Source organism: Pseudomonas sp. GL-B-26 (genome assembly GCF_019947405.1).
GTDB lineage: Bacteria > Pseudomonadota > Gammaproteobacteria > Pseudomonadales > Pseudomonadaceae > Aquipseudomonas.
Window position 1 is genome coordinate 86633 of record NZ_JAGYGJ010000005.1, and the last position, 20614, is coordinate 107246.

The window sequence follows — 20614 nt, forward strand, 5'->3', positions numbered from 1 at the left end:
GGTATTAGACGGACAGGCTGTAACGACCCAGGTTGGTCAACAGATACGGATCATTGGCGATGGGCGGCCGACGGCACGGATCACCCAGGGCGTGACGCAAAAACTCCTGGGTGCGCTCGCTGGTCGGGTGCTGAAAAATTTGCGCGGCACTGCCGTGCTCGACGATCACGCCGTTCTCGGTGAAGTAGACAATGTCGCTGATCTCTTCGGCGAAACGCATTTCGTGGGTGACCAGCACGCAGGTCATGCCCTCTTCGGTCAGCTCGCGAATCACCGTCAGCACCTCACCGACGGTCTCCGGATCGAGGGCCGAGGTCACCTCATCAAACAGAATCAGTTCCGGACGCATCGCCAGGGCGCGGGCAATCGCCACCCGTTGTTGCTGACCGCCCGAGAGCTGGCCCGGATAGGCATCGGCCTTGTGTTCCATCCGCACCTTGGCCAACAAGGCGCGGGCGTCTTTCTCGGCGTCGATCCGGTTGCGTCCCAGCACCTTGCGCGGGGCAATCACCAGGTTTTCCAGTACCGACAAATGCGGGAACAGGTTGTATTGCTGGAATACAAACCCCACACGCTTGCGCAACTCGATGCGCTGGGATTCCTGGGCCAGGGTGTGAACCTCGGTCGTACCGACGCGGATGCTGCCGCGCTGGGGCTGCAACAGGCCGGTAATGCAGCGCAGAATGGTCGATTTGCCGGAGCCGGACGGGCCGATGATCGACACGGCCTGGCCGCGATGCACGTCGAGGTCGATGCCTTTGAGCACCGGGTTGTTGCCAAACGACAGGTGCAGGTCGCGCAGGCTGACCAGGGGCTCGGCGACGGTTTCAGTAGAAGGCATAACGTCGCTCCAGGCGTTGGGTGAGTCGGGAAATCGGGTAGCAATAGGCAAAGAACAGCACCAACAGGCTCAGGTAAATCACCACGGTGAAGCCGGTCATGTTCACGGTGTTGCTGGCGATTTGCGCGGTGTCGATCACGTCATGCACGCCCACCAGGGACGCCAGCGCGGTGCCCATGGTGATCACCGCGTAAAGGTTCATCCACGGCGGCAACATGCGTTTGAAGCACTGCGGCAGGATGATCGAACGGAAAATCTGCCCTCGAGTGAATGCCAGGGAACGTGCGGCTTCCCATTGGGTGCTGGGGATCGAGGCAATGGCGCCACGGAAGATTTCCGCCACGTTGGCGCTCGCCGGCAAGGCCAGGCCGAGGGTGACCTTGACCCAGTCCGGGAACGAGACATAGGCGCTGCCGATGTGGATCTCGAACGGGAACACGTAGGTAGTGAAATAGATCAGCACCAGCCAGGGCGCGTTACGGAAAATCTGCACCCAGATCCGTGCCGGCAAGCGCAGCAGTCGCAGTGGCGATAGCGCCAACGCGCCGACCAACAGCCCCAGCAACGACCCCAGACCGATAGCGACGAGGCTGATCAGAATGTTCTGGCCAAAGCCTACGGCCAGCGCCGGCGACCATTGCAGCAAGGCCTTGAACACCGGGCTGTGCGGGGCGACATACACCAGCCACAGCACGACGCACATCAACAACAGCAGCTTGCCGACATGCCGCCGAGGCCAGGCCATCGGGGCGGTGACGGACGATTCAATGGCCATAGCCGGGCATCCTCAGGCGCGCTTCAAGGTAGCGCCCTACGCAATTGACGATAAAACTCAGCAGGCCGAAAAAGCTCAGGATCAGAATCATCAGCTCCAGCACGTTGTCGCTTTGGGTCCAGATCATGATCGCCGCGTAAGTGATGTCCCCCACGGCAATGGCCGAAGCCACGGCCGTCATTTTCACCAGGTCGATCAGGTTGTTGATCAGTGACGGCAAAGCAAAGCGCAGGGCCAATGGCAGCTGCACATTCCACAGCAACTGACGGCTGCTGAACGCCAGTGAACTGGCGGCTTCCAGCGTCACGGTCGGCACCGCCTCGATGCCGGCGCGCAAGGCTTCGGCATGGAACGCGCCCTTGTGCAACGAGATCACGATCACCACCCAGGCGAACGGCGTCAGCGGGTTGGCCGCGCCGACGGCTTGAGTCAGCAGCATGTTCAGCACCAGGAAGGCGCAATACAGCTGCACCAACGTCGGTGTGTTGCGGGTGACCTCGACAAATAGGCGTGCCGGTTTCGCCAGCCAGGGTTTTCCAGAGGTCAGCATTGCCGCCAACCCGACACCGGCCAGCAGGCTGCCGACAATGGTGAACAGGCAAAGCAGCACCGTGGTCAGCGCACCCTGCTCCAGGGTTCCGCGCTGGTAGGCGTCCAGCAGAAAACCGTAGTTCAGGCCCAACCCGGCAGCCCAATGGACGAAAAGCTCCAGCCAATGGCTCATGGTTCGCCCCGCAATTGCGCGCAAGCGTGAGCGATGCGACGTCCGGCTTCGGCAACGCTTTCCGTCGCCGTGGCGATGGACAGGCGAAACCACGGCGACAAGCCATAAGCGCTGCCCGCCACACCGGCCACGCCCTCCTCCAGCAGATACGCCACGACATCGGCGTCGCTGTTGAGGCATACGCCGTCCGGACGATAACGCCCCAGCAACCCGGCGCAGCGGACAAACACGAAGAAGCCACCTCGAGGTTCGAGCACCTCGAGACCTTCCACTTTGCGTAAGGCGCTCACCAGTAAATCCCGGCGTTGCTGATAGGCCGCCACCTGCTCTGGCAAGAAATCCAGTCCGCCTTCGAAGGCCGCCAACGCAGCAGCTTGCCCCACCGAAGAAGCCCCCGACGTGGATTGCGATTGCACGACCGCCATGGCGTTGGTCAGCACTTGCGGCCCGGCACCGAAACCGATGCGCCAGCCAGTCATGGCGTACGTCTTGGACACACCGCCCACCAGCAGGCAGCGCGGCTGCAGATCCGGCGCGACATTGAGCAGGCTCTGCGCTGGCTGACCGTCAAAGCGAATATGTTCGTAGAGTTCATCCAGCAGAATCAGCACCTGCGGATGGCGACGCAGCACCTCGGCCAAGGCTTGCAATTCGGCCGCGCTATACACCGCGCCGCTGGGATTGCCGGGGCCGTTGAGGATCAGCCAGCGAGTCCGCTCGCCAATGTGTTGGGCCAGCTGTTGTGCCGTGATCTTGCATCCCTGCGCCAGTGCGCACTCGATGAACACCGGCTCGCCGCCATTGAAGCGCACGCTGTCCGGGAAGGACGGCCAGTACGGCGTCGGCACCAGCACTTCATCGCCGTCATCGAGGGTCGCGGCGAAGGCATTGAAAATGATCTGCTTCGCTCCGTTGGCAATCACGATCGATTCCAGCGGATAGTCCAGACGGTTTTCCTGCCGGAGTTTGCGTTGCACCGCGACACGCAAGGCTGTTACGCCCGGTGTCGGGGTGTACTTGGTGGCACCGGCGGCGATGGCGGCATAAGCGGCCTGCTTGATGTGTTCGGGGGTGTCGAAATCCGGCTCGCCGGTGGTCAGGTCGAGAATGTCGCGACCGGCATCACGCAGTGCGGTGGCTTGGGATTTGGCGGCGGCATTGGCCGACAGAGAGATGCGCTGCACGCGCTTGGACAGGCGAAGAGTCATGGCTGAACCACCTCCAATACCTTGCCCGGATTGAGCAGGTTTTTCGGGTCCAGCGCCTGCTTGATCCGGCGCATCAGGTCGAGTTCCACCGGGCTTTTGTAGCGCCCGAGCATGTCCCGTTTGCGCTGGCCGATGCCGTGTTCGGCGCTGATCGAACCGCCGTGGGCGTGGGCGCTGTCGTGCACCAGCAGACTCAACGCTGCGTAATGGGCCATGTGCGCCTCGACCGTTGAATCAAGCGGATGAGCAATGTTGTAGTGCAGGTTGCCGTCGCCCAAATGGCCGAAGGTGAAGTGACGGACACCGGGAAAATGCGCCTGCAACAACGCATCGGTGTGGGTGACAAACGCCGCGACCTGGGAAATCGGTACTGAAATGTCGTGCTTCATGTTGCGACCGGCGCGCTTCTGCGCCTCGCTCATGCTCTCCCGCAACAGCCACAGGGCTTCGCTCTGGGCCAGGCTTTCGGCGATCAACGCATCGGCCAGCAACTCGCGTTCGAAGGCCTCCCCCAGCACGTCTTCAAACGCTTCGCGGGCATGGGCTTCGCTGTGGTTGTCGGACAGTTCCAACAGCGCAAACCAAGGCTGCCTGGCGCCGAGAAAAGGTTGCGGACCTTGCGGAAATTGCTCGCGCAGCAGCGCGAGGCAGTCGGCACTGAGCAGTTCGAACGCGGTGAGACTGGCACCGAAACCGGCGCGGGCATGGGACAGCAATTGCACCGCTTGGTCCAGGGAGCTGAAAGCCAAGAGTGCCGTCGCCTGCGCCTTGGGCAGCGGGAAGAGTTTCAGGGTTGCGGCGGTGATGATGCCGAGGGTGCCTTCGCTGCCGATATACAGGTCACGCAAGTCGTAGCCGGTGTTGTCCTTACGCAAGCCGCGCAGGCCATTCCAGATTTCGCCCTCGGCGGTGACCACTTCCAGGCCCAGGGTCAGCTCGCGGGTATTGCCATAACGCAGCACCGCGGTGCCGCCGGCATTGGTGCCCAGATTGCCGCCGATGGTGCAACTGCCTTCGGCGCCCAGACTCAGGGGAAATAGCCGGCCGGCGTCACGCGCAACGTCCTGGACGGTTTGCAGAATGCAGCCCGCTTCGACGGTCAGGGTGTCGTTGTCTGTGTCCACTACCCGCACACGATTCAGCCGATCGAGCAACAGCAACACTGCTCGGCCGCTGGCATCCGGGGTCGCGCCGCCCATCAGCCCGGTGTTGCCGCCCTGCACCACCACCGGCGTATCACTGGCCACGCACGCGCGAACCACGGCCGCGACTTCCTCGGTATTCGCCGGATGCACCGCAGCGATGACCTGCCCGACGTAACGGCCCTGTTTGTCCGTCAGGTAGTGCGCGGCCTCTTCGCTGCTCTGCACATGGCTGGCGCCGAGCAATTGCTGCAAGGCCACGAACAACGTCTGACTCATGGCTGCACCGCCAGCGGAGCGGCGTTGCGGTACTGCTCATGCAGATCACGCAACGCCTGGGACGGCGTCATCCCCGTGCGCTCGCCCAATTCGATCAGCCAGCCGCTGCGGTGCCAGTCGCGCACGATGGCATCCAGTTTTGCCTGGGTATCGTGCTCGCCTTTGCGCAGCCAGATCACCGAGTTCGACGGGATCAAATCACCCGGCAGCGGGATCTCATAATCAGCCCACTCGGCATCGTTCAACAGCGCGTGCATGGTCGGACTGACATGCACCGCCGCCACGCAACCATTGCCGCGTAGCGACAACAACGATTCGGATTGGCTGCGGAACGCCTTGATCTCTGCGCCGTAGTTTTCCTGCAACGGCTTGATGAAGTTGCTGCCCTGGGACACGCACACCGGCTTGCCCTTCAGATCGGCCCATTGAGTCACGCCAGCGCCTTTGCGAATCAACGCGGCGCCGCCGACTTCTTCATAAGGCGTGGGCACGTAATCGAGAATCTCGCCGCGCTCTTCGGTGAACTGCATATTGGCGATCAGGATGTCGACCTTGCCCTGCTGCAGGAACTGCACGCGGTTGGGCGCCAGTACCGAAACGGTCTTCGCTTCGACGCCCAAGGCCTTGGCGATGCCCTTGGCCAGTTCGACGTTGTAGCCCAGGTGTTCGCCGCTCTTCGGGTCGATGGTGCCGAATGGCGGACCACTGAGAATCACCCCGACGGTGATGGCGTGGCGTTGCTCGATCTTGTCCAGCGTGGCATCGGCCTGGGCAAGGCTGGCACCTAACGCGGCGGACCAGGCGAGGCAAAGCGTGGCCAGGGTTCTGGCAGAAAAAAATCGGTTCATGCACGACTACCTTGAACGACCGCCCGGCAAAAGGACGGTCTGTTGAAAACGATGAGGTGGAGAACCGGGAGTCAGGCGCCGTTGGCCTGGAACTGTTTCTGCAGTTCCACCAGGGCGGGTGATGCGGGCGTGATGTGGTTGCGGGTCTGGGCCTCAATCAACCAGCCGCTGCGGTGCAGTTCCTTGACGATCGGATCGAGCTTGGCCTGGGTATCGCTTTCTCCAGGGCGGGTCCAGATCACCGACGGCGCGGGATTGAGTTCCGGCGTAAGCGCGCGATAGCCCTGCCATTCGGCGGTGCCGGCGAGCAGCGGATTGATCAGCGTGGCGTCATGAACCGCCGCGACGCAGTTGTTGCCACGCAACGCCAGCAGGGATTCCGACGAACTCTTGAAAGCTTTGATCTCGACGCCCAACTCGGTCAGCGGCTTGATGTAACTGCTGCCCTGGGAGGTGCAGACCGGTTGGTTTTTCAGGTCTTCCCAACGGGTGATCTTGCTGTCCCTGAGCACCGCTGCGGTACCACCAACACGGTAGAACGGCGTCGGCACAAACCCGAGGATCTCGCCGCGTTCGGCGGTCCACTCCATGTTGGCAATCAGCAAATCGACTTTGCCCTGCTGCAAGAACTGCACGCGGTTGGCGGGCAATACCGGCACCAGCTGCACCTCGGCACCCATTTGCCGTCCCAGCTCCTGAGCGAGATCGACATTCAAACCGCGCGGCTTTTGGCTCGTCGGATCAATCCCGCCAAACGGGCCGCCGGACAGCAACACACCGACCACCAGCACATGCCGTTGTTCGATCTTGTCCAGGGTTGCATCAGCCCGGACACTATTGCTGGCAACCAGCGAGATCAAGGCGCCCAGCATCACAGGCAACAATTGTTTAACGGCTGAGCACTTTTTCGACATGGATCTTCCCCTGATGATTGATCGGCGTACCCCCGACCTGATGTGGAGGCATCCTAGGTACAGCGTTGAAGTAACGGAAATTCAAATATCTAATATCGTTATAACTTCCCGTGTTCGCACCGAGAGCGCATTTCCATAAAACCCGTATTTACTGACACCAAATATCCTTCAAAGAAAAAATCAGCAAAAATACATAAACAAACGTAATGTTTATGTTTTCAGCCTTGATATAAAAACAGCCCCGGAAATGGCCATGCCGACCTCACTCACTCTCGATCTCGAATTACTGCGCACCTTCATTGCCGTAGTTGATCACCACAGTTTTGCCGAGGCAGGTGCGCAACTGGCCCGCACGCAATCGTCGGTCACCCAACACATGCAACGCCTGGAACAGCAAGTGGGGGTGAGCCTGTTCGAAAAGCGCGGGCGGCAAAAACAACTCACCGAACCCGGCTTGCAGTTACTGCGTCATGCCCGGCAGATGCTGTCGCTCAACGACGAGGCGCTGAACTCCCTGCGTGAAAGCAGCTTGAGTGGCGTGTTGCGCATCGGTTCGCCCCACGACATTGCCGACACCATCCTGCCGCCGATCCTCAGCCACATCGCCCGCTCGGCACCGCGCTTGCGTCTGGAGATCGATGTCGGGCGCAGCCCGTTTCTGATGGACGACTTGCACCGGGGCAAGGTCGACATGGTGATCTCCACCCGCCAGGACCCAAGCCTGGAAGGCTTCGCCTTACGCACTTCGCCGGTGTGGTGGATCTGCTCGGCGCAGTACATTCACAACCCCGGCGAACCATTGCCACTGATCCTCGTGGATGAACCGAGCATCTACCGGCGCTATGCCCTGGAGGCGCTGGAACGCGCCAATATCAGTTGGCGCCAGGCGTATCTGGCGTCGAATCTGATTGGCATCAAGGCCGCGACCCGCGCAGGCCTGGGGGTCACCCCCCGAAGCATGGAGATGCTCGGACCAGACATGCGCGTGCTGGGTGAAAATGACGGGTTGCCGCGGCTGCCGGACGTGACCTACTACCTGTGGATCAGGCCCAACACCGCGAACTTGATTGCCCGAAAGGCCTATGACTTGATTCGCGCGAGCCAGGGGCTGTCCTTTTCTTGACGTGAGCGGCTCCGCGGATTCAAGCCCTGGCCCTTTCAGAGCTTGGCGATCGAGACTTCGGTGGATTTAACGAAGGCAATCACCTCGCTCCCCACTTTCAATTCAAGATCGCGCACTGAACGGGTGGTGATCACCGAGGTGACGATGCCGGAGGCGGTTTGCACATCGATTTCGGAGACCACTTCGCCTGTCACAATTTCCTTGATGACACCCTTGAACTGGTTGCGGACGTTGATCGCTTTGATGGTCATGATGAGGCTTCCTGTCTGATGTCGAATACATCCGCACGGATGTGCAGGCCTTCAAAATGCACGCCCCAGACCAATATTAAAAGGAATAAATATAGATTTACTTATTCCTTTATAGAATATAAAGCCCACCAAGCATCTACCACAACGCCACGGTATAGCTGACGATCAGGCGATTCTCATCCAGGTCATTACCGAAGTTCGAGCGCACTGATGCGTTGCGCCATTTAAGGCCGAGCCCTTTCAACTTACCGTCCTGTACCACGTAAGCGATATCGGTGTTGCGCTCCCATTCCTTGCCTTCACCCGGCGCAGTGCGTTGCACATTGTCGCCAGAGATGTAGCGCGTCATGAAGGTCAGCCCCGGCACACCGAGTGCGGCAAAGTTGTAGTCGTAGCGCGCTTGCCAGGAATGCTCGTCGACGTTGGCGAAGTCACCGATCTGCACGAAGTTGACCAGGTACGGATCGCTGCGCCCGATATACGGAAACGGATCGTCGCCGCTCATGCGCTGATAGCCAAAGCCCAGCGCATGGCCGCCCAGGCTATAGGTGAACAACGCACCGAAGGCCTGGTTGTCGATATCACGAAAGTTGCCGTCCTCGGTACTGCGCGCATAGCGCACGTCGCTCTTGAGCGACTGGCCGGCGCCCAGGTCCAGCGAGTGCACAAGGCCGAGATAATTTTGCTGGTAGATGTTTTCAAGCTTGCCGTAGCGGTATTGGGTCGTGAGGTTCGGCAACCATTGATAGTCAGCCCCGGCAAACTGAAACCTGTCGCTCTGCCCGCCGATACGGTTGGCGGTCATGTCTTGATAGTCGGTGGAGTCGACAAAATTGATCTGTGTGAGTTGACCGCCCGTGAGCTTCAAACGATCGATTTCCTGCACATTCACCAGGCCGCCCTTGAACGTACTCGGCAACAGGCGGGTATCGTTGGAACTCACCACCGGGTCCTTGATCTGCAACGTTCCAAACTTCAGGGTGCTGTTGGATACGCGCATTTTGCCTGTCAGGCCTAACTCGCCATAGCGATCCTGCGAGCCGCCGGAGCCATTCGGCGGCAACAGATTAGTCCCCGCCGTCCCTCCACCAGAGTCCAGTTTGAAACCGGCCATGCCCAACACATCCAGGCCAAACCCAAACGTGCCAGCGGTGTAACCGGACTCCATTCGCAACAGAAAACCCTGCGCCCATTCCTCGGCCTTGTCGCGTGAACCGTCCTGGCGAAAATCACGGTTGAAGTAGAAGTTGCGCGCTTCCAGGCTGCCTTTACTGTCCGCGACGAAATCCGCCTGAGCGGTCGGTGCACAGAGCAGACTCAGGCCGAGCAATGTGCCAACCGGGGCGCACCTATTGAATGGGCGGGTGCGACCCGCTTTTGAAGGCACGTGGACAGTCATGATTTTTCCCATGGAAGAGGTTCCTGCGGCAGCAAGCGAAGATGACGGACACGCCTCATTGTTTTTTTGTTAAGGCGTTGTCGTGGGGGGCGGACGCAGCGACCTGCGTCGTGGAGCGGATTCTTCGTGCCGGGGCAGAACGGCGTCAAACGGGAAAAAGACGAGGTTATGCATAAGAAAATTTGATGCCCGCGATGGCGGACTCTGGAGTAACAATTGCAACTCGCCCCTTCATTACAAGAGCCATAAGCGCCAAGGGAACCGCCATGAACCTCAAATTCCTCGAAACCTTCGTCTGGGTCGCCCGCCTGCAAAGCTTCAGCCTGACTGCCGAGAAAATGTTCAGCACTCAGGCCGCGATCTCCAGCCGGATCGCCGCGCTGGAAGATGAGTTGGGCCTGCGCCTGTTCGTGCGCGATTCACGCGGGGTGTCGCTGACGCCCGAAGGTCTCAAGGTGCTCGACTATGCCGAGCAGATGCTCGAGGTTCAGCGCGCACTGAAACACTCGCTGGACAACACCAGCCCGCAGCAGGGGCTGGTGCGCATCGGCGTGATGGATACGGTGATTCACACCTGGCTCAGCCCGTTTATGTCGACCCTGATGCAGACCTTCCCCGCCGTCGAAATCGAGATCACTGCCGACGCCGCACGCAATCTCTGCGAGCAGTTGAAAAAGGGCTATCTGGACATCGTTTTCCAGACTGACCTGATCCGCCACGAAAGCGTGCGCAACCTTGAGCTGGCGCACTATCCCATGCACTGGATCGCCGCCAGCAACTCGATCTATGCCCGGCCTTATGCCTCGCTCACCGAGATGGCCGGCGAGCGCATCATCACCTTCGTCAAACACTCACGACCGCATCAGGATGTACTCAACTTGTTGCACGCCCATGGCATCAGCACACCGCGCGTCAGTTGCGTCAACTCGGTGTCAGCCATGACCCGGCTGATTCGTGACGGCTTCGGTATCGGCGCCTTGCCGGCGGCACTGGTGGCCAAACCCCTGGCCAGCGGCGAGCTGATCCAGCTGGATCCCGGCACCCGCTTGCCGCAACTGGATGTCGTGGCCTCGTGGCGTGCGGGGGTTGGGCTGGAACTGATCGAGAACATCATCGAGATGAGCCGCCAGGTGGTCTGCCAATACGCTGCGGATGTCGGTCCGTTACTTATGGTGGCGGCTCCGGGCCTCGACAGCCGACTGGCCCCTGAATAACTTTTAGTTGTCTGGGGGCAACAACATTCCTTGTTGGACGGCATCACTGCGGTTTTCTAAAAAGGGTCAACGAACCTGCTGAGACGCCATGATGAATCAACCCGCCCCGTCCTTCGAACAACTGCAGTGCAACACACCTCTCGCCCTGCGCCAAAGCATCGCCGCCGGGCACTATCAGGGTCACACCAGCGGCCTGGGCCAAGGCCGGGTGCAAGCCAATATCGTGATTCTGCCCAGTGATTGGGCCAACGAGTTCCTCAGGTATTGCACCCTCAATCGTCAAGCCTGCCCGTTGCTCGACATTACCGAACCGGGCGATCCGTACTTCCGCAATCTCGGGACAGCCATTGATATTCGCCACGATGTGCCCCGATACAGGGTTTATCGCAATGGCGAACTGAGCGAAGAACCGCTGGATATCGAGCACCTTTGGCAGGATGACCTGGTGGCCTTCGCCATCGGCTGCTCGTTCTCCTTCGAACAACCGCTGCTGGATGCCGGTATCCCCCTCAAGCACATCGACCTGGGGCGCAATGTCGCCATGTACCAGACCAACATCGACACGCGCCCCACCGCTCGCCTCGGTGGCAAGCTGGTGGTGAGCATGCGGCCGATGAAAGCCGCTGCCGCCATCCAGGCCATTCAAATCACCGCGCGCATGCCCAACGTCCACGGCGCCCCCGTGCACATCGGTGATCCGTCGCTGATCGGCATCCCCGCGCTCAACACCCCGGACTATGGTGATGCCGTCCCCATTGAAGCTGACGAAATACCGGTGTTCTGGGCGTGCGGTGTGACGCCTCAATCGGTGGTGCAGGCCTCACGCCCGCCACTGTGCATCACCCATGCGCCCGGCTGCATGCTGGTGACGGATTTGTTCAACAGTGCTTTGTAAAGACGTGGGTGTGCTTGAGTTCAGTGGATTGTGCCGAAACATCAGTTAAGAAACGACACCATCCGTAGCAGCTGTCGAGCTTGCGAGGCTGCGTTCGGCTGCGAAGCAGTCGTGAAATCAGGCAGTGCGGTGTTTCAGTTAAACCTCGCACACAGGTTTTACGACTGCTTCGCAGCCGAACGCAGCCTCGCAAGCTCGACAGCTGCTACGGATCGCGTTTTGGCTTAACTGATCGGCATTAGGGCGAAGCCGCTCTTTTCAACGCAAAGTCGAAGCCTTGTAAAACCACTCAATGTAGTCAACGATGCAATCGGCCTTCGTCCCTTGTTTTGTGCCATGGACCCTGCCCCATTTCCTGAATGTTCAGGACTAAAGTTCGCGCACTTTACCCACAAAAGACCTGGTGACAGCAGAACCGACTATCCTTTCGGACAGTGAACGCTGCACTCTTGGCAAAAAGGGACGCCATGCCAGACTATGATCGCGCCATCGGCTCCAGACCCGGGCCACTCTGGATGGCTTCAGTTACGGTTTTCTGTCTTTTCACGGCAACTCCCGGAGTCGGCCAGAACCTGCCAACCACAGCGGGTGTCGAAAACGCCACGGTTACGGTGATTCAAGCGCAGGAAATCGTTTCCAGGGCCACCCTCGAAGCCGTTCGCTGGAGCGGCCCTGAATCCGGCCCGCAAGCCCTGCGGGGCAAGAGCATCGCCTTTGTCGCAGAAGATTTGCGTAACGGAGGCATTGTCGGTGTCGCGCAGGGCGCTCGCGAGGCAGCCAAGGCGATGGACTGGACGCTGAAGATATTCGATGGCGCTGGATCATCGGCCGGGCGCGCGAAGGCCTTTTCCGATGCCCTGGCAGCGAAACCCGACGGCCTCATTTTGTGCGGCTCCGATGCCCTTGAGAACAATGCAGCGCTGATCCTCTTCGCCAACCGGGATGTGCCGGTGGTTGGCTGGCACGCCGGGGCACGACCCGGGCCGATTGCCGGCACGCCGGTGGCCATGAACGTCACGACCGACCCGCTCGAAGTGGCTCGCCTCACGGCCATGGCGGCAGTGGCACAGTCAAACGGACAGGCCGGCGTGGTCATCCTGACCGACTCCAAGTACAGCATCGCCATGGCGAAAGCCAAGGCCATGGAAAACGTCATTCGGGCCTGTCGGGAATGTACGTTACTGGAAGTGCGCGATGTCGCGATCTCCGAAAGTGGCGAGAAGATGCCGGCGATTACCAAGGAGCTGCTTCAGCGCTATGGCAAGCGCTGGACCCACACGCTGGCCATCAACGACATCTATTTCGACTACTCGATCGCCTCATTGACCAACGCCGCAATACCCAGCGACGGCATCAGTCTGTTGTCTGCCGGTGATGGCAGCGCTTCGGCTTTCTTGCGTATACAGGCAAAAACCTACCAGACCGTCACCGTGGCCGAGCCGCTCAACCTGCATGGCTGGCAAGTGATGGATGAATTGAACCGGCTGTTTGCAGGTCAGCCGGTGAGCGGCTTCGTCGCGCCGATTCATCTGGTCAGTGCCGACAATATCGCCTTCGACGGCGGGAAGAAATTCCAGTACGACCCTGACAATGGCTATCGAGACATCTATCGCCAACAATGGAACCCCTGACATTGGACGTTACTTCCCGGCTCGGACGCCAGCTATTGCCGCAATCGCTACGCGCACAGTTCACACTGGCGTTTCTGACGCTGGCGCTGCTGATCCTGGCGAGTGGTGCAACAGCGGTCTACGCGTTGCGCACGTCAAACAACGCCACCCGCCAGCTGACGGATGAACGACTGGTCCGCATGCAAGATGGGCAAGACATGCTGCAGCGTACCTTGCTGATCGAACGCCAGACCGATCAGCTTCTGACAACCCGCTCCCCCGACACCCTGCGTTCAAGCTATGCGGCGACCGTCGAACAGCTTGAAGCCCTCGATCAACTGGTACAGCAGCTGACTGCTGCGAACAATGGCGTGGCGATACTCGACATGCATCAGTCGAGTCAGATGTTCCGCAATACTGCCAACATCGTTGCGCAGTTGCGAGAAAGCCTGCTGCAAACCGAGGTCACCTTCGAGCAGACCATGGAGGATCACACCGCCCGGTTAATCGCGACACAGTCCCGGGCCAGCCTGGAACTGGCGGTGTTACTTTTCGATCTGCCGCAGGCTGCTGACAGTGATGCCGTGCAACGGCTGCGGATCAGTTATGAGCGCCTGTCACGCACCGCTGGCAAGTTACCCGACGCTGAAGTGGAGACGCCCGATCTCTTCTCCCTGCGCCTGAAGCTCATCAATCAGCACAACGTCATACAGCGCTTCAATGAGGAACTGAAGAATGAGGCCGGGGTTCTGGTCGCGGTGGCCCGTGCGCAATCCAGTGCTTACACCGAAGACTATCGCGAAGCCCTGCAGCGCCTGGTCGAGGCCTCAAATCGTAGCCAGCAATGGGTGCTGATCATGTTGGGCGCCAGCCTGGTATTCGCCTGGTTCGTGACCCGGGTCTTCATGGGCCGTCATGTGCTCGTGCGTCTGAATGAAATAAGCCGGCAATTACGTCAGGAACACACTGACAAAACGCACTTGATGATGGCGGAACATGGAAAGGACGAGATCGGCAACATGGCTCGCGCGGTTAATCAATTCCTCAAAGACCGACTTCAGCTGGAAAAAAGAACGGTCCAATTGAGTATTGCCACAGAGCGGCTCGCCCTGCAAAACAGCCGATTAGAGAAAGAAGCGGTCATCCGTGCCGGACAACGTCATGTCCTGGAGCTGATCGCCAGGAGCACCGAGCTTGCAGAAGTCCTCGACAGCCTGGCTCACCTGGTGGAGTCCCAGTTGGAGGGGATGATGGTGTCCATTCTGGTGCTGGATGAGGATGGCAAACACCTGCTGCACGGGGCTGCCCCCAGTTTGCCGAAAGCCTATAACCAGCTCATTGACGGGATTGCGATCGGGCCGAACGTCGGTTCATGCGGCACCGCGGTGTATCGACGAGAGCCGGTCATCGTCACGGATATCGAGCTGGATCCGCTGTGGGAGGCGTACCGTTCAGCCGCTGCGCCCTATGGATTTCGCGCCTGCTGGTCCACGCCGATTCTGTCCCATGAGCGAAAAGTATTGGGTACGTTTGCCTTGTATTCCAACACCGTACGCAGCCCTAGCGCGACCGAGACGCGACTGATCGACATGGCGACACCGCTTGCCGGCATTGCGATAGAACGCCAACTTACCGAAAAGCGCATTCGCTATATGGGCGACCATGACGCACTGACCGGGCTGCCGAATCGCACACTGCTCGAAGACCGTCTCAAGCAGGCAATACTTTATGCTCAGCGCTACGACCGCCTGGTGACGGTGGTGTTTCTCGATCTGGACAAATTCAAACTGGTGAATGACAGCCTTGGGCACAGTGCTGGAGACGAACTGCTGAAAACCGTCGCCCAGCGCATGCTGGAGTGTGTACGCCGCACCGACACCGTCGTGCGACTGGGTGGCGACGAGTTTGTGATCATCCTGTTCGACCAGCCCTCAGACCTTGACTGCGTGACTCCAGCCCTGCACAAAATCCAGGAAGCCATCCTGCGGCCGATTCAGCTCAGCGGACACACACTCCACGTCACCTGCAGCATGGGCCTGGCCACCTACCCTGCCGACGGCAGCGATACCGACACGTTGCTCAGCAACGCGGACGCCGCCATGTACCGGGCCAAGGAACTGGGTCGCAACAGTTACCAGTTCTATACGAGCGAGATGAAAAACACGGTTCAGGGCAAGCTCGCCATGCAAGACGGGCTTCGAAACGCACTCAACCATGACGAGTTCCTGCTGCTGTACCAGCCACAGGTGGATTTGCAGTCAGGTCAGATTATCGGCGTAGAAGCACTGATCCGCTGGCAGCACCCCGAGCTCGGCATCGTGTCTCCAATCAAATTCATTCCGCAAGCCGAAGAGACCGGATTGATCGTGCCCATCGGCGACTGGGTGATTCATACCGCGTGCAGACAGAACAAAGAGTGGCAGAATGCGGGCTGGCCGCCGATCACCATGTCGGTGAATATTTCAGCACGCCAGTTCATCGAAAGGGACCTGATCGACCGGGTGATGCATGCCTTGCAAGAAACCGGACTGGAGCCGATGTACCTTGAGCTGGAGCTGACCGAAAGTCTGATCATGCAAGACCTTCAGCAAGCCATCAGCAAAATGAAGGAACTGCAATCAATGGGGATCAGTCTCTCGATCGACGACTTCGGCACCGGCTACTCCAGCCTCGCAGCATTGAAAAGCTTCCCGATCGCGAGACTCAAGATCGACCAGTCTTTCGTGCGCGATCTGCCCGACAACGAGAACGACAAAGCCATCGCCACCGCAGTGATTTCGTTGGGGCACAAACTGAACCTCAAGGTCATTGCCGAAGGCGTCGAAACCGAAGAGCAGCAAACCTTCCTGCGTGAAAACGGCTGCGATGAAATTCAGGGCCACTTTTTCAGCAGAGCGGTCAGCGCAGAGGAAATCAGTCTGTTACTGCGTACGCCCCGGTTACCTCAACCGAGCCGCATTGCGAGCCCTGACCCGGCAAGGCGAAAACGCGATGTAAAACGCCCAAGCAGTCCAATGCCCGGGCATTAATGACTCAGCGTACGGTAAAGCGCTGTTGTGTCAGAAGCCGATCGCCCTGGAACACTATGAAAGACCCGACCGTGTTGATGTCGGGCCTGAGGATTCCACCGGTCTCGACAGGCATCAATCGGCCATTTCCGGTCGCTCGTGACTGATCACAGTCGACCCGTTGCAAGCAGGCGGCCAGCTTAGAACGAAGCTGCGCCTTTCCTCGCGGGTGGGGATTATCCGTGCTGCGTCGAAGCAGATCCGGCTCATCCCCCACCGGGAGAACCCAATCTTTCTTGTGAGTAAAGTCGAAGTACCGAGCAACACGCTGCCTGTACAGTGACAGCACAGAACAAGGCAATTACAATTTGATTAACATCCAGCGACTTGAGCGATTGAATACCCCATGGAAAGCAAGACTGCGCGCCTCACGGTGCTCATTGATCCCGTCAAGAAAAAAGCTTTCGAGGAACTCTGTGCAGCACAAGACCTGACGTCTTCGCAGGTTGTCCGCCAACTGATTCGTGACTATCTGGACACTCACGGCGCCAGCTATTCGACCAAGAGCAAGCATGCCGTCAGTACCAAGTCATAACCCAACACTGGCAGTTAGTCTCTAGAGGGTCGACGTACCCTCTACGTGCTTGACAGCTTTAGCCAGCGCGGTGTTGAAGTCGGCGTGGTAATGCTCCGGGCCAATTTCTTGCAGGATACCCACCCTATCGAGCTTGCTGAGCACCTTGGTGTTCGCTTCGCAGAGTTTCACCACGATATTGCGATTGTGCAGCTGCTGAATAACCTCCTCCAACACTTGCAAGCCCGTGATATCCATAAACGGCACGCGCTTCAGACGGATAATCAACAGACGTGGGTCGGTATGGGTCTGCGCTAACACACGCTCGAAGGTCTCAGCCGCACCAAAGAACAGTGGCCCTTCAATCGTGTAAATCAGTATCCCTGGCGGCAAGTGAGAATGGCCATTGGCCCTCAACTCTCCTTCAAGTTCGTGCTCGACTATCTGCTGCACCTCCACGGATGAGGCCATGCGGCGCATGAAGTGCAGCATCGCGAGAATGACGCCGATATTCACGGCGATCACCAAGTCACTGAACACTGTGAGGCTGAAGGTGATGAGCAGAATAGACACGTCTGCGCGCGGGGCTCGCTGGACCATGCGCTTGAAGTGTTTCAACTCGCTCATGTTGTACGCGACCACGAAAAGAATGGCAGCCAGGGCGCACAGTGGGATGTTTGAGGCTAGAGGTGCCAGAAACAGAATAATAAGCACCAAGGTGACCGCGTGCGTAATGCCAGCCAGCGGGCTTGTGCCGCCATTACGGATATTGGTTGCAGTACGGGCAATGGCTCCGGTAGCCGCGAAGCCGCCAAACAATGGCGTGACCAGATTAGCCACCCCCTGACCGATCAGCTCCTGATTGGAATCATGCTTAGTGCCCGCCATGCCATCGGCCACCATTGCGGACAAAAGCGATTCGATTGCTCCAAGCATGGCGATCGTGAAAGCCGGACCAATCAAATCGATGACGCGAGACAGCGTGATTTCAGGCAGGCTAAACGCTGGAAGACCTTGAGGTATGCCACCAAATGCGCTGCCAATCGTGGCTACCCCCTCGAAATGAAAGGTTGACTGTATTGCCATAGCTACCGCCATTGCGACCAACGGACCAGGCACCCGTTTGAGACCGGGAATTTTGGAAGCGGTGATTACCAACAAAAGACTGAGTGCAGCCAGCAGGGTGGTGGCCACATGAAGATCCGGGAGCGCCTGTAGCAAATGCCAGAGCTTTTCGTGGAAGTGCTCTCCACTGATCGCCGGTAAACCGAAAAAGTCTTTCCACTGTCCGACCCAGATGATCACGCCGATGCCGGCGGTGAATCCGACGATCACCGGATCGGGGATAAACTTAATGATTGCACCAAGCCGGGCAATCCCGAGCAATAACAACATGGCGCCCGCCATCATCGTGGCGATTTGCAGACCGTCTACGCCATGCTTGGCCGTAACTCCCGCCAGAATCACGATGAACGCACCTGTTGGCCCGGCAATCTGTAAGCGGCTCCCCCCAAAGAGCGAAACCAGCAGGCCACCGATGATTGCAGTGTAGATGCCTTGCTCAGGTTTGACGCCAGATGCAATGGCAAAAGCCATTGCCAGGGGGAGCGCCACGACCCCGACTATCACGCCAGACACCAGATTGCGGAGCCAGTGTTTACGCCCCATCAGTCCCGCCTTCCAGGCCTCACCAACCGCAATCATGGCTAGCTCCAAAATAGATGTATGCGCATACTATTAACATGCCGTGATAATTTAAATACCCTTGATCCACTGCCTCGTGCCGCAGGGAATGCTGATAGCGAAGACTCAGATGGGCTGAACAGGCGTGCACTGTAAATAGAAATTTCCGAGAGCGCGTGTAGCGTGGTGACTGACATGAATCGCAAAGCTGTGAAAAGCAAACATGCCGAAGGCGTAACCTTTGACACCCACTTGATCGCAAACCCGACCAATCCCAAGGAGTGGATCGTGTTCTTCAAGAAGGACGCGGGGAGGAGTTATTTTTTGGTTGATGACAACGAAGAGGTCGAGTCTTTCGGACATCTGGATGACTTGATCGCCGAGCTTCGAGACTTGGGCCTCAAGACCGCTGAAATCCATTTCTAACCATTGGATTACGCCTTGGAGACATGATCATGTCAGTGAAAATCGAGTATCTATCCAATCAAAACGAAGCTCTTTGGTCTGTATGCTTCCTGATATGACAGGCAGCTTTGGGTCCAGAGTGTGTAAAAACGCTTCGCCAAAATTGCAGTGTGCGCGTCTACGTTAAATCTGAAATTTATCGGCACATCAGCAGATTTGGATTTTGCGTAGACGCGCGATTTCCAGCCCGGTTTTGAGTACCTGTCGCGCTGAAAAATGTTTTTACACAGCCTCGATCGGTTTCAGCCAGTCGTGGCAGGCAGCAATCGGCCAGTTTTACGCCGGTCTGAGCGGCTGCTTTGGGTTGTGGATTCAACCGGTCGCGATGAGCTCTGCCACCGCTGTCAGATTTTACGTAGCGACGCAGACTTCAAAACTGGACCTGCGTTTTTACACAATCTGGGCCAAAAGCTACCTGTCGGCTTTGCCTAAGCAATCACAGACGCTCCACCTGTTGCAGCTGGGCCTCATGTGCCTACGAAACCCGGGGCGATTCAAAACAGCGCGATCGGCACCGGCATGCAACGAAAGCAACGATCCCGTGCCACTTGCCCCTCCAGTTGTGCTCAGGACACCAGCTGTTCAATGTCAGCTAGGAAGCGATCTTGGTGAGTCTGCTTTTTCTTGCCGGTGTATTTGAGTTCGGAGAAGGTCTTCTACATGGCGCGTAACAAGGCACACGGATAGGGTGGCTGGTTGACAGTGCTCGGTGTGCCAAGGGGGCAGCTAGCTATTTTTTTAGCGTCGCCTTAAGTAAATCAAATAGCGTATATAAACATTCACTTGATATTTCAAATTCATCCAAAGGCGGCAAATTTAGTGGGGCAAGAGTTTTGTGCCAGACTATAATAAAAACGTTAAATACGCGTGGGTTAGTGTTTTGGTATGGAAGTATTAGAAGTTATGGAAACTGATATGTGTGGCTATCCTTGGAGGATGGTGGTTAATAATATTTTTCTGTGATGGTTTGGTGTAGCGGTGAGGATTTTATATGAACATCTTATTGAAAGAGCTGCACACCTATCATCATGAGGTGGCTATCAAAATTACTCAAATCAAAGGATTGCTGGGTAGGTTAAGGCATGAATCCGCTAGTGCCGATGACTGCAAGCTGTTGTTTAAGCTGCTGGAAGCCTTGCATGGTGATGCAGAGCGATACCACCATGAAAATGAAGAGCTTATTCGGCGGGCCTTGCTAGCGACTGAGGCACCGATCCACCAACGGGTCAAGGATATCGAGCGAGATCATCAAGCATTTGGGCGCATTGCCGGACAGCTCAAGATGCTGGAGGACTCAACTCAGGAGGCGAGAGTAATCGCTGACACTATCGATGACTTTATCAAGAAATACTACGATCATATGGATGCTGAGGAGAATATTTTCTTTCCGGTAGCAGACAAGTGGTTGTCAGACATCCAGTGGCAGGAAATAAAGCGTCAGTGGCATTAATCGAAGCTTTAACCGTCTTACTTAACCAGGCTGCTACTTAATACTCGATCTGACATATTTATTGCGTGGGTGCCAAATTTTACACCGCTGGCTTGTAGGATTACTTAGATAGAATTACAAACGAGATGAATTGTGAGCCTTACACCCACACATTCGCCAGACATGGAATAAGCGTTGGGGCTAATCGCATTATTTCGATTACAGATATCTA

The 20614-nt window shown here is 57.9% G+C and carries 18 protein-coding genes; 8 read left to right on the forward strand and 10 right to left on the reverse strand.

What is annotated here, in order from left to right:
- Positions 1–4: 4 nt before the first annotated feature.
- The 7 genes from KGB23_RS05065 to KGB23_RS05095 form a co-directional block, all read right to left on the reverse strand.
- Complete coding sequence (locus KGB23_RS05065; RefSeq protein ID WP_223430156.1) at positions 5–841, reverse strand: amino acid ABC transporter ATP-binding protein; 837 nt, start codon at positions 839–841, stop codon at positions 5–7.
- Positions 828–1616, reverse strand: a complete 789-nt coding sequence (locus tag KGB23_RS05070) for an amino acid ABC transporter permease (protein WP_223430157.1) — start codon at positions 1614–1616, stop codon at positions 828–830. The genes KGB23_RS05065 and KGB23_RS05070 overlap by 14 nt, the downstream gene beginning before the upstream one ends.
- Positions 1606–2340 carry an amino acid ABC transporter permease gene (locus KGB23_RS05075; protein WP_223430158.1) on the reverse strand — a complete coding sequence of 245 codons (735 nt, stop codon included), beginning with the start codon at positions 2338–2340 and terminating at the stop codon, positions 1606–1608. Before KGB23_RS05075 ends, KGB23_RS05070 begins: the two co-directional genes overlap by 11 nt.
- On the reverse strand, positions 2337–3548 hold the full coding sequence (locus KGB23_RS05080; RefSeq protein WP_223430159.1) for an aminotransferase class I/II-fold pyridoxal phosphate-dependent enzyme: 1212 nt from the start codon (positions 3546–3548) through the stop codon (positions 2337–2339). Before KGB23_RS05080 ends, KGB23_RS05075 begins: the two co-directional genes overlap by 4 nt.
- Positions 3545–4969, reverse strand: a complete 1425-nt coding sequence (locus KGB23_RS05085) for an FAD-binding oxidoreductase (protein WP_223430160.1) — start codon at positions 4967–4969, stop codon at positions 3545–3547. The genes KGB23_RS05080 and KGB23_RS05085 overlap by 4 nt, the downstream gene beginning before the upstream one ends.
- Entirely contained in the window at positions 4966–5817 is an 852-nt protein-coding gene (locus tag KGB23_RS05090) for a transporter substrate-binding domain-containing protein (protein WP_223430161.1), read from the reverse strand. Before KGB23_RS05090 ends, KGB23_RS05085 begins: the two co-directional genes overlap by 4 nt.
- A 71-nt stretch (positions 5818–5888) precedes the next feature.
- Positions 5889–6731, reverse strand: a complete 843-nt coding sequence (locus tag KGB23_RS05095) for a transporter substrate-binding domain-containing protein (RefSeq protein ID WP_223430162.1) — start codon at positions 6729–6731, stop codon at positions 5889–5891.
- A gap of 253 nt (positions 6732–6984) precedes the next feature.
- Between KGB23_RS05095 and KGB23_RS05100 the strand changes: the two genes are divergently transcribed.
- On the forward strand, positions 6985–7854 hold the full coding sequence (locus KGB23_RS05100) for a LysR substrate-binding domain-containing protein (RefSeq protein ID WP_223430163.1): 870 nt from the start codon (positions 6985–6987) through the stop codon (positions 7852–7854).
- Between the two features lie 35 nt (positions 7855–7889).
- On the opposite strand, the gene KGB23_RS05105 is transcribed toward KGB23_RS05100, so the two are convergent.
- Positions 7890–8105, reverse strand: coding sequence for a molybdopterin-binding protein (locus tag KGB23_RS05105; protein WP_008145745.1), 216 nt, complete (start codon positions 8103–8105; stop codon positions 7890–7892).
- Positions 8106–8241: 136 nt separating this feature from the next.
- Complete coding sequence (locus tag KGB23_RS05110) at positions 8242–9504, reverse strand: OprD family porin (RefSeq protein ID WP_223430164.1); 1263 nt, start codon at positions 9502–9504, stop codon at positions 8242–8244.
- Between the two features lie 266 nt (positions 9505–9770).
- Between KGB23_RS05110 and KGB23_RS05115 the strand changes: the two genes are divergently transcribed.
- From KGB23_RS05115 to KGB23_RS05135, 5 genes are all read left to right on the forward strand, one after another.
- Positions 9771–10718: a LysR family transcriptional regulator gene (locus KGB23_RS05115; protein WP_223430165.1), complete on the forward strand. Its 948-nt coding sequence runs from the start codon at positions 9771–9773 to the stop codon at positions 10716–10718.
- A 91-nt stretch (positions 10719–10809) separates the two neighbouring features.
- Positions 10810–11613, forward strand: coding sequence for a putative hydro-lyase (locus tag KGB23_RS05120; RefSeq protein WP_223430226.1), 804 nt, complete (start codon positions 10810–10812; stop codon positions 11611–11613).
- 467 nt (positions 11614–12080) lie between these two features.
- A complete protein-coding gene (locus tag KGB23_RS05125) occupies positions 12081–13244 on the forward strand; it encodes a substrate-binding domain-containing protein (RefSeq protein WP_223430166.1) in 1164 nt (387 codons plus the stop codon).
- Positions 13232–16252: an EAL domain-containing protein gene (locus KGB23_RS05130; RefSeq protein ID WP_223430167.1), complete on the forward strand. Its 3021-nt coding sequence runs from the start codon at positions 13232–13234 to the stop codon at positions 16250–16252. The genes KGB23_RS05125 and KGB23_RS05130 overlap by 13 nt, the downstream gene beginning before the upstream one ends.
- A gap of 385 nt (positions 16253–16637) precedes the next feature.
- The gene (locus tag KGB23_RS05135) at positions 16638–16826 is read left to right on the forward strand and encodes a ribbon-helix-helix protein, CopG family (protein ID WP_223430168.1); all 189 of its coding nucleotides are present in this window, start codon (positions 16638–16640) and stop codon (positions 16824–16826) included.
- 21 nt (positions 16827–16847) lie between these two features.
- On the opposite strand, the gene KGB23_RS05140 is transcribed toward KGB23_RS05135, so the two are convergent.
- Positions 16848–18509, reverse strand: coding sequence for a SulP family inorganic anion transporter (locus KGB23_RS05140; RefSeq protein ID WP_223430169.1), 1662 nt, complete (start codon positions 18507–18509; stop codon positions 16848–16850).
- A 174-nt stretch (positions 18510–18683) separates the two neighbouring features.
- Between KGB23_RS05140 and KGB23_RS05145 the strand changes: the two genes are divergently transcribed.
- A complete protein-coding gene (locus KGB23_RS05145; protein WP_223430170.1) occupies positions 18684–18914 on the forward strand; it encodes a hypothetical protein in 231 nt (76 codons plus the stop codon).
- 1030 nt (positions 18915–19944) lie between these two features.
- Entirely contained in the window at positions 19945–20403 is a 459-nt protein-coding gene (locus tag KGB23_RS05150) for a hemerythrin domain-containing protein (RefSeq protein WP_223430171.1), read from the forward strand.
- Positions 20404–20614 lie beyond the last annotated feature (211 nt).

What these genes read in the sequence shown, in the direction of transcription:
- KGB23_RS05065 (WP_223430156.1), bottom strand. Translation starts at nt 841, where the DNA reads ATGCCTTCTACTGAAACCGTCGCCGAGCCCCTGGTCAGCCTGCGCGAC.
- KGB23_RS05070 (WP_223430157.1), bottom strand. Translation starts at nt 1,616, where the DNA reads ATGGCCATTGAATCGTCCGTCACCGCCCCGATGGCCTGGCCTCGGCGG.
- KGB23_RS05075 (WP_223430158.1), bottom strand. Translation starts at nt 2,340, where the DNA reads ATGAGCCATTGGCTGGAGCTTTTCGTCCATTGGGCTGCCGGGTTGGGC.
- KGB23_RS05080 (WP_223430159.1), bottom strand. Translation starts at nt 3,548, where the DNA reads ATGACTCTTCGCCTGTCCAAGCGCGTGCAGCGCATCTCTCTGTCGGCC.
- KGB23_RS05085 (WP_223430160.1), bottom strand. Translation starts at nt 4,969, where the DNA reads ATGAGTCAGACGTTGTTCGTGGCCTTGCAGCAATTGCTCGGCGCCAGC.
- KGB23_RS05090 (WP_223430161.1), bottom strand. Translation starts at nt 5,817, where the DNA reads ATGAACCGATTTTTTTCTGCCAGAACCCTGGCCACGCTTTGCCTCGCC.
- KGB23_RS05095 (WP_223430162.1), bottom strand. Translation starts at nt 6,731, where the DNA reads ATGTCGAAAAAGTGCTCAGCCGTTAAACAATTGTTGCCTGTGATGCTG.
- KGB23_RS05100 (WP_223430163.1), top strand. Translation starts at nt 6,985, where the DNA reads ATGCCGACCTCACTCACTCTCGATCTCGAATTACTGCGCACCTTCATT.
- KGB23_RS05105 (WP_008145745.1), bottom strand. Translation starts at nt 8,105, where the DNA reads ATGACCATCAAAGCGATCAACGTCCGCAACCAGTTCAAGGGTGTCATC.
- KGB23_RS05110 (WP_223430164.1), bottom strand. Translation starts at nt 9,504, where the DNA reads ATGACTGTCCACGTGCCTTCAAAAGCGGGTCGCACCCGCCCATTCAAT.
- KGB23_RS05115 (WP_223430165.1), top strand. Translation starts at nt 9,771, where the DNA reads ATGAACCTCAAATTCCTCGAAACCTTCGTCTGGGTCGCCCGCCTGCAA.
- KGB23_RS05120 (WP_223430226.1), top strand. Translation starts at nt 10,810, where the DNA reads ATGAATCAACCCGCCCCGTCCTTCGAACAACTGCAGTGCAACACACCT.
- KGB23_RS05125 (WP_223430166.1), top strand. Translation starts at nt 12,081, where the DNA reads ATGCCAGACTATGATCGCGCCATCGGCTCCAGACCCGGGCCACTCTGG.
- KGB23_RS05130 (WP_223430167.1), top strand. Translation starts at nt 13,232, where the DNA reads ATGGAACCCCTGACATTGGACGTTACTTCCCGGCTCGGACGCCAGCTA.
- KGB23_RS05135 (WP_223430168.1), top strand. Translation starts at nt 16,638, where the DNA reads ATGGAAAGCAAGACTGCGCGCCTCACGGTGCTCATTGATCCCGTCAAG.
- KGB23_RS05140 (WP_223430169.1), bottom strand. Translation starts at nt 18,509, where the DNA reads ATGATTGCGGTTGGTGAGGCCTGGAAGGCGGGACTGATGGGGCGTAAA.
- KGB23_RS05145 (WP_223430170.1), top strand. Translation starts at nt 18,684, where the DNA reads ATGAATCGCAAAGCTGTGAAAAGCAAACATGCCGAAGGCGTAACCTTT.
- KGB23_RS05150 (WP_223430171.1), top strand. Translation starts at nt 19,945, where the DNA reads ATGAACATCTTATTGAAAGAGCTGCACACCTATCATCATGAGGTGGCT.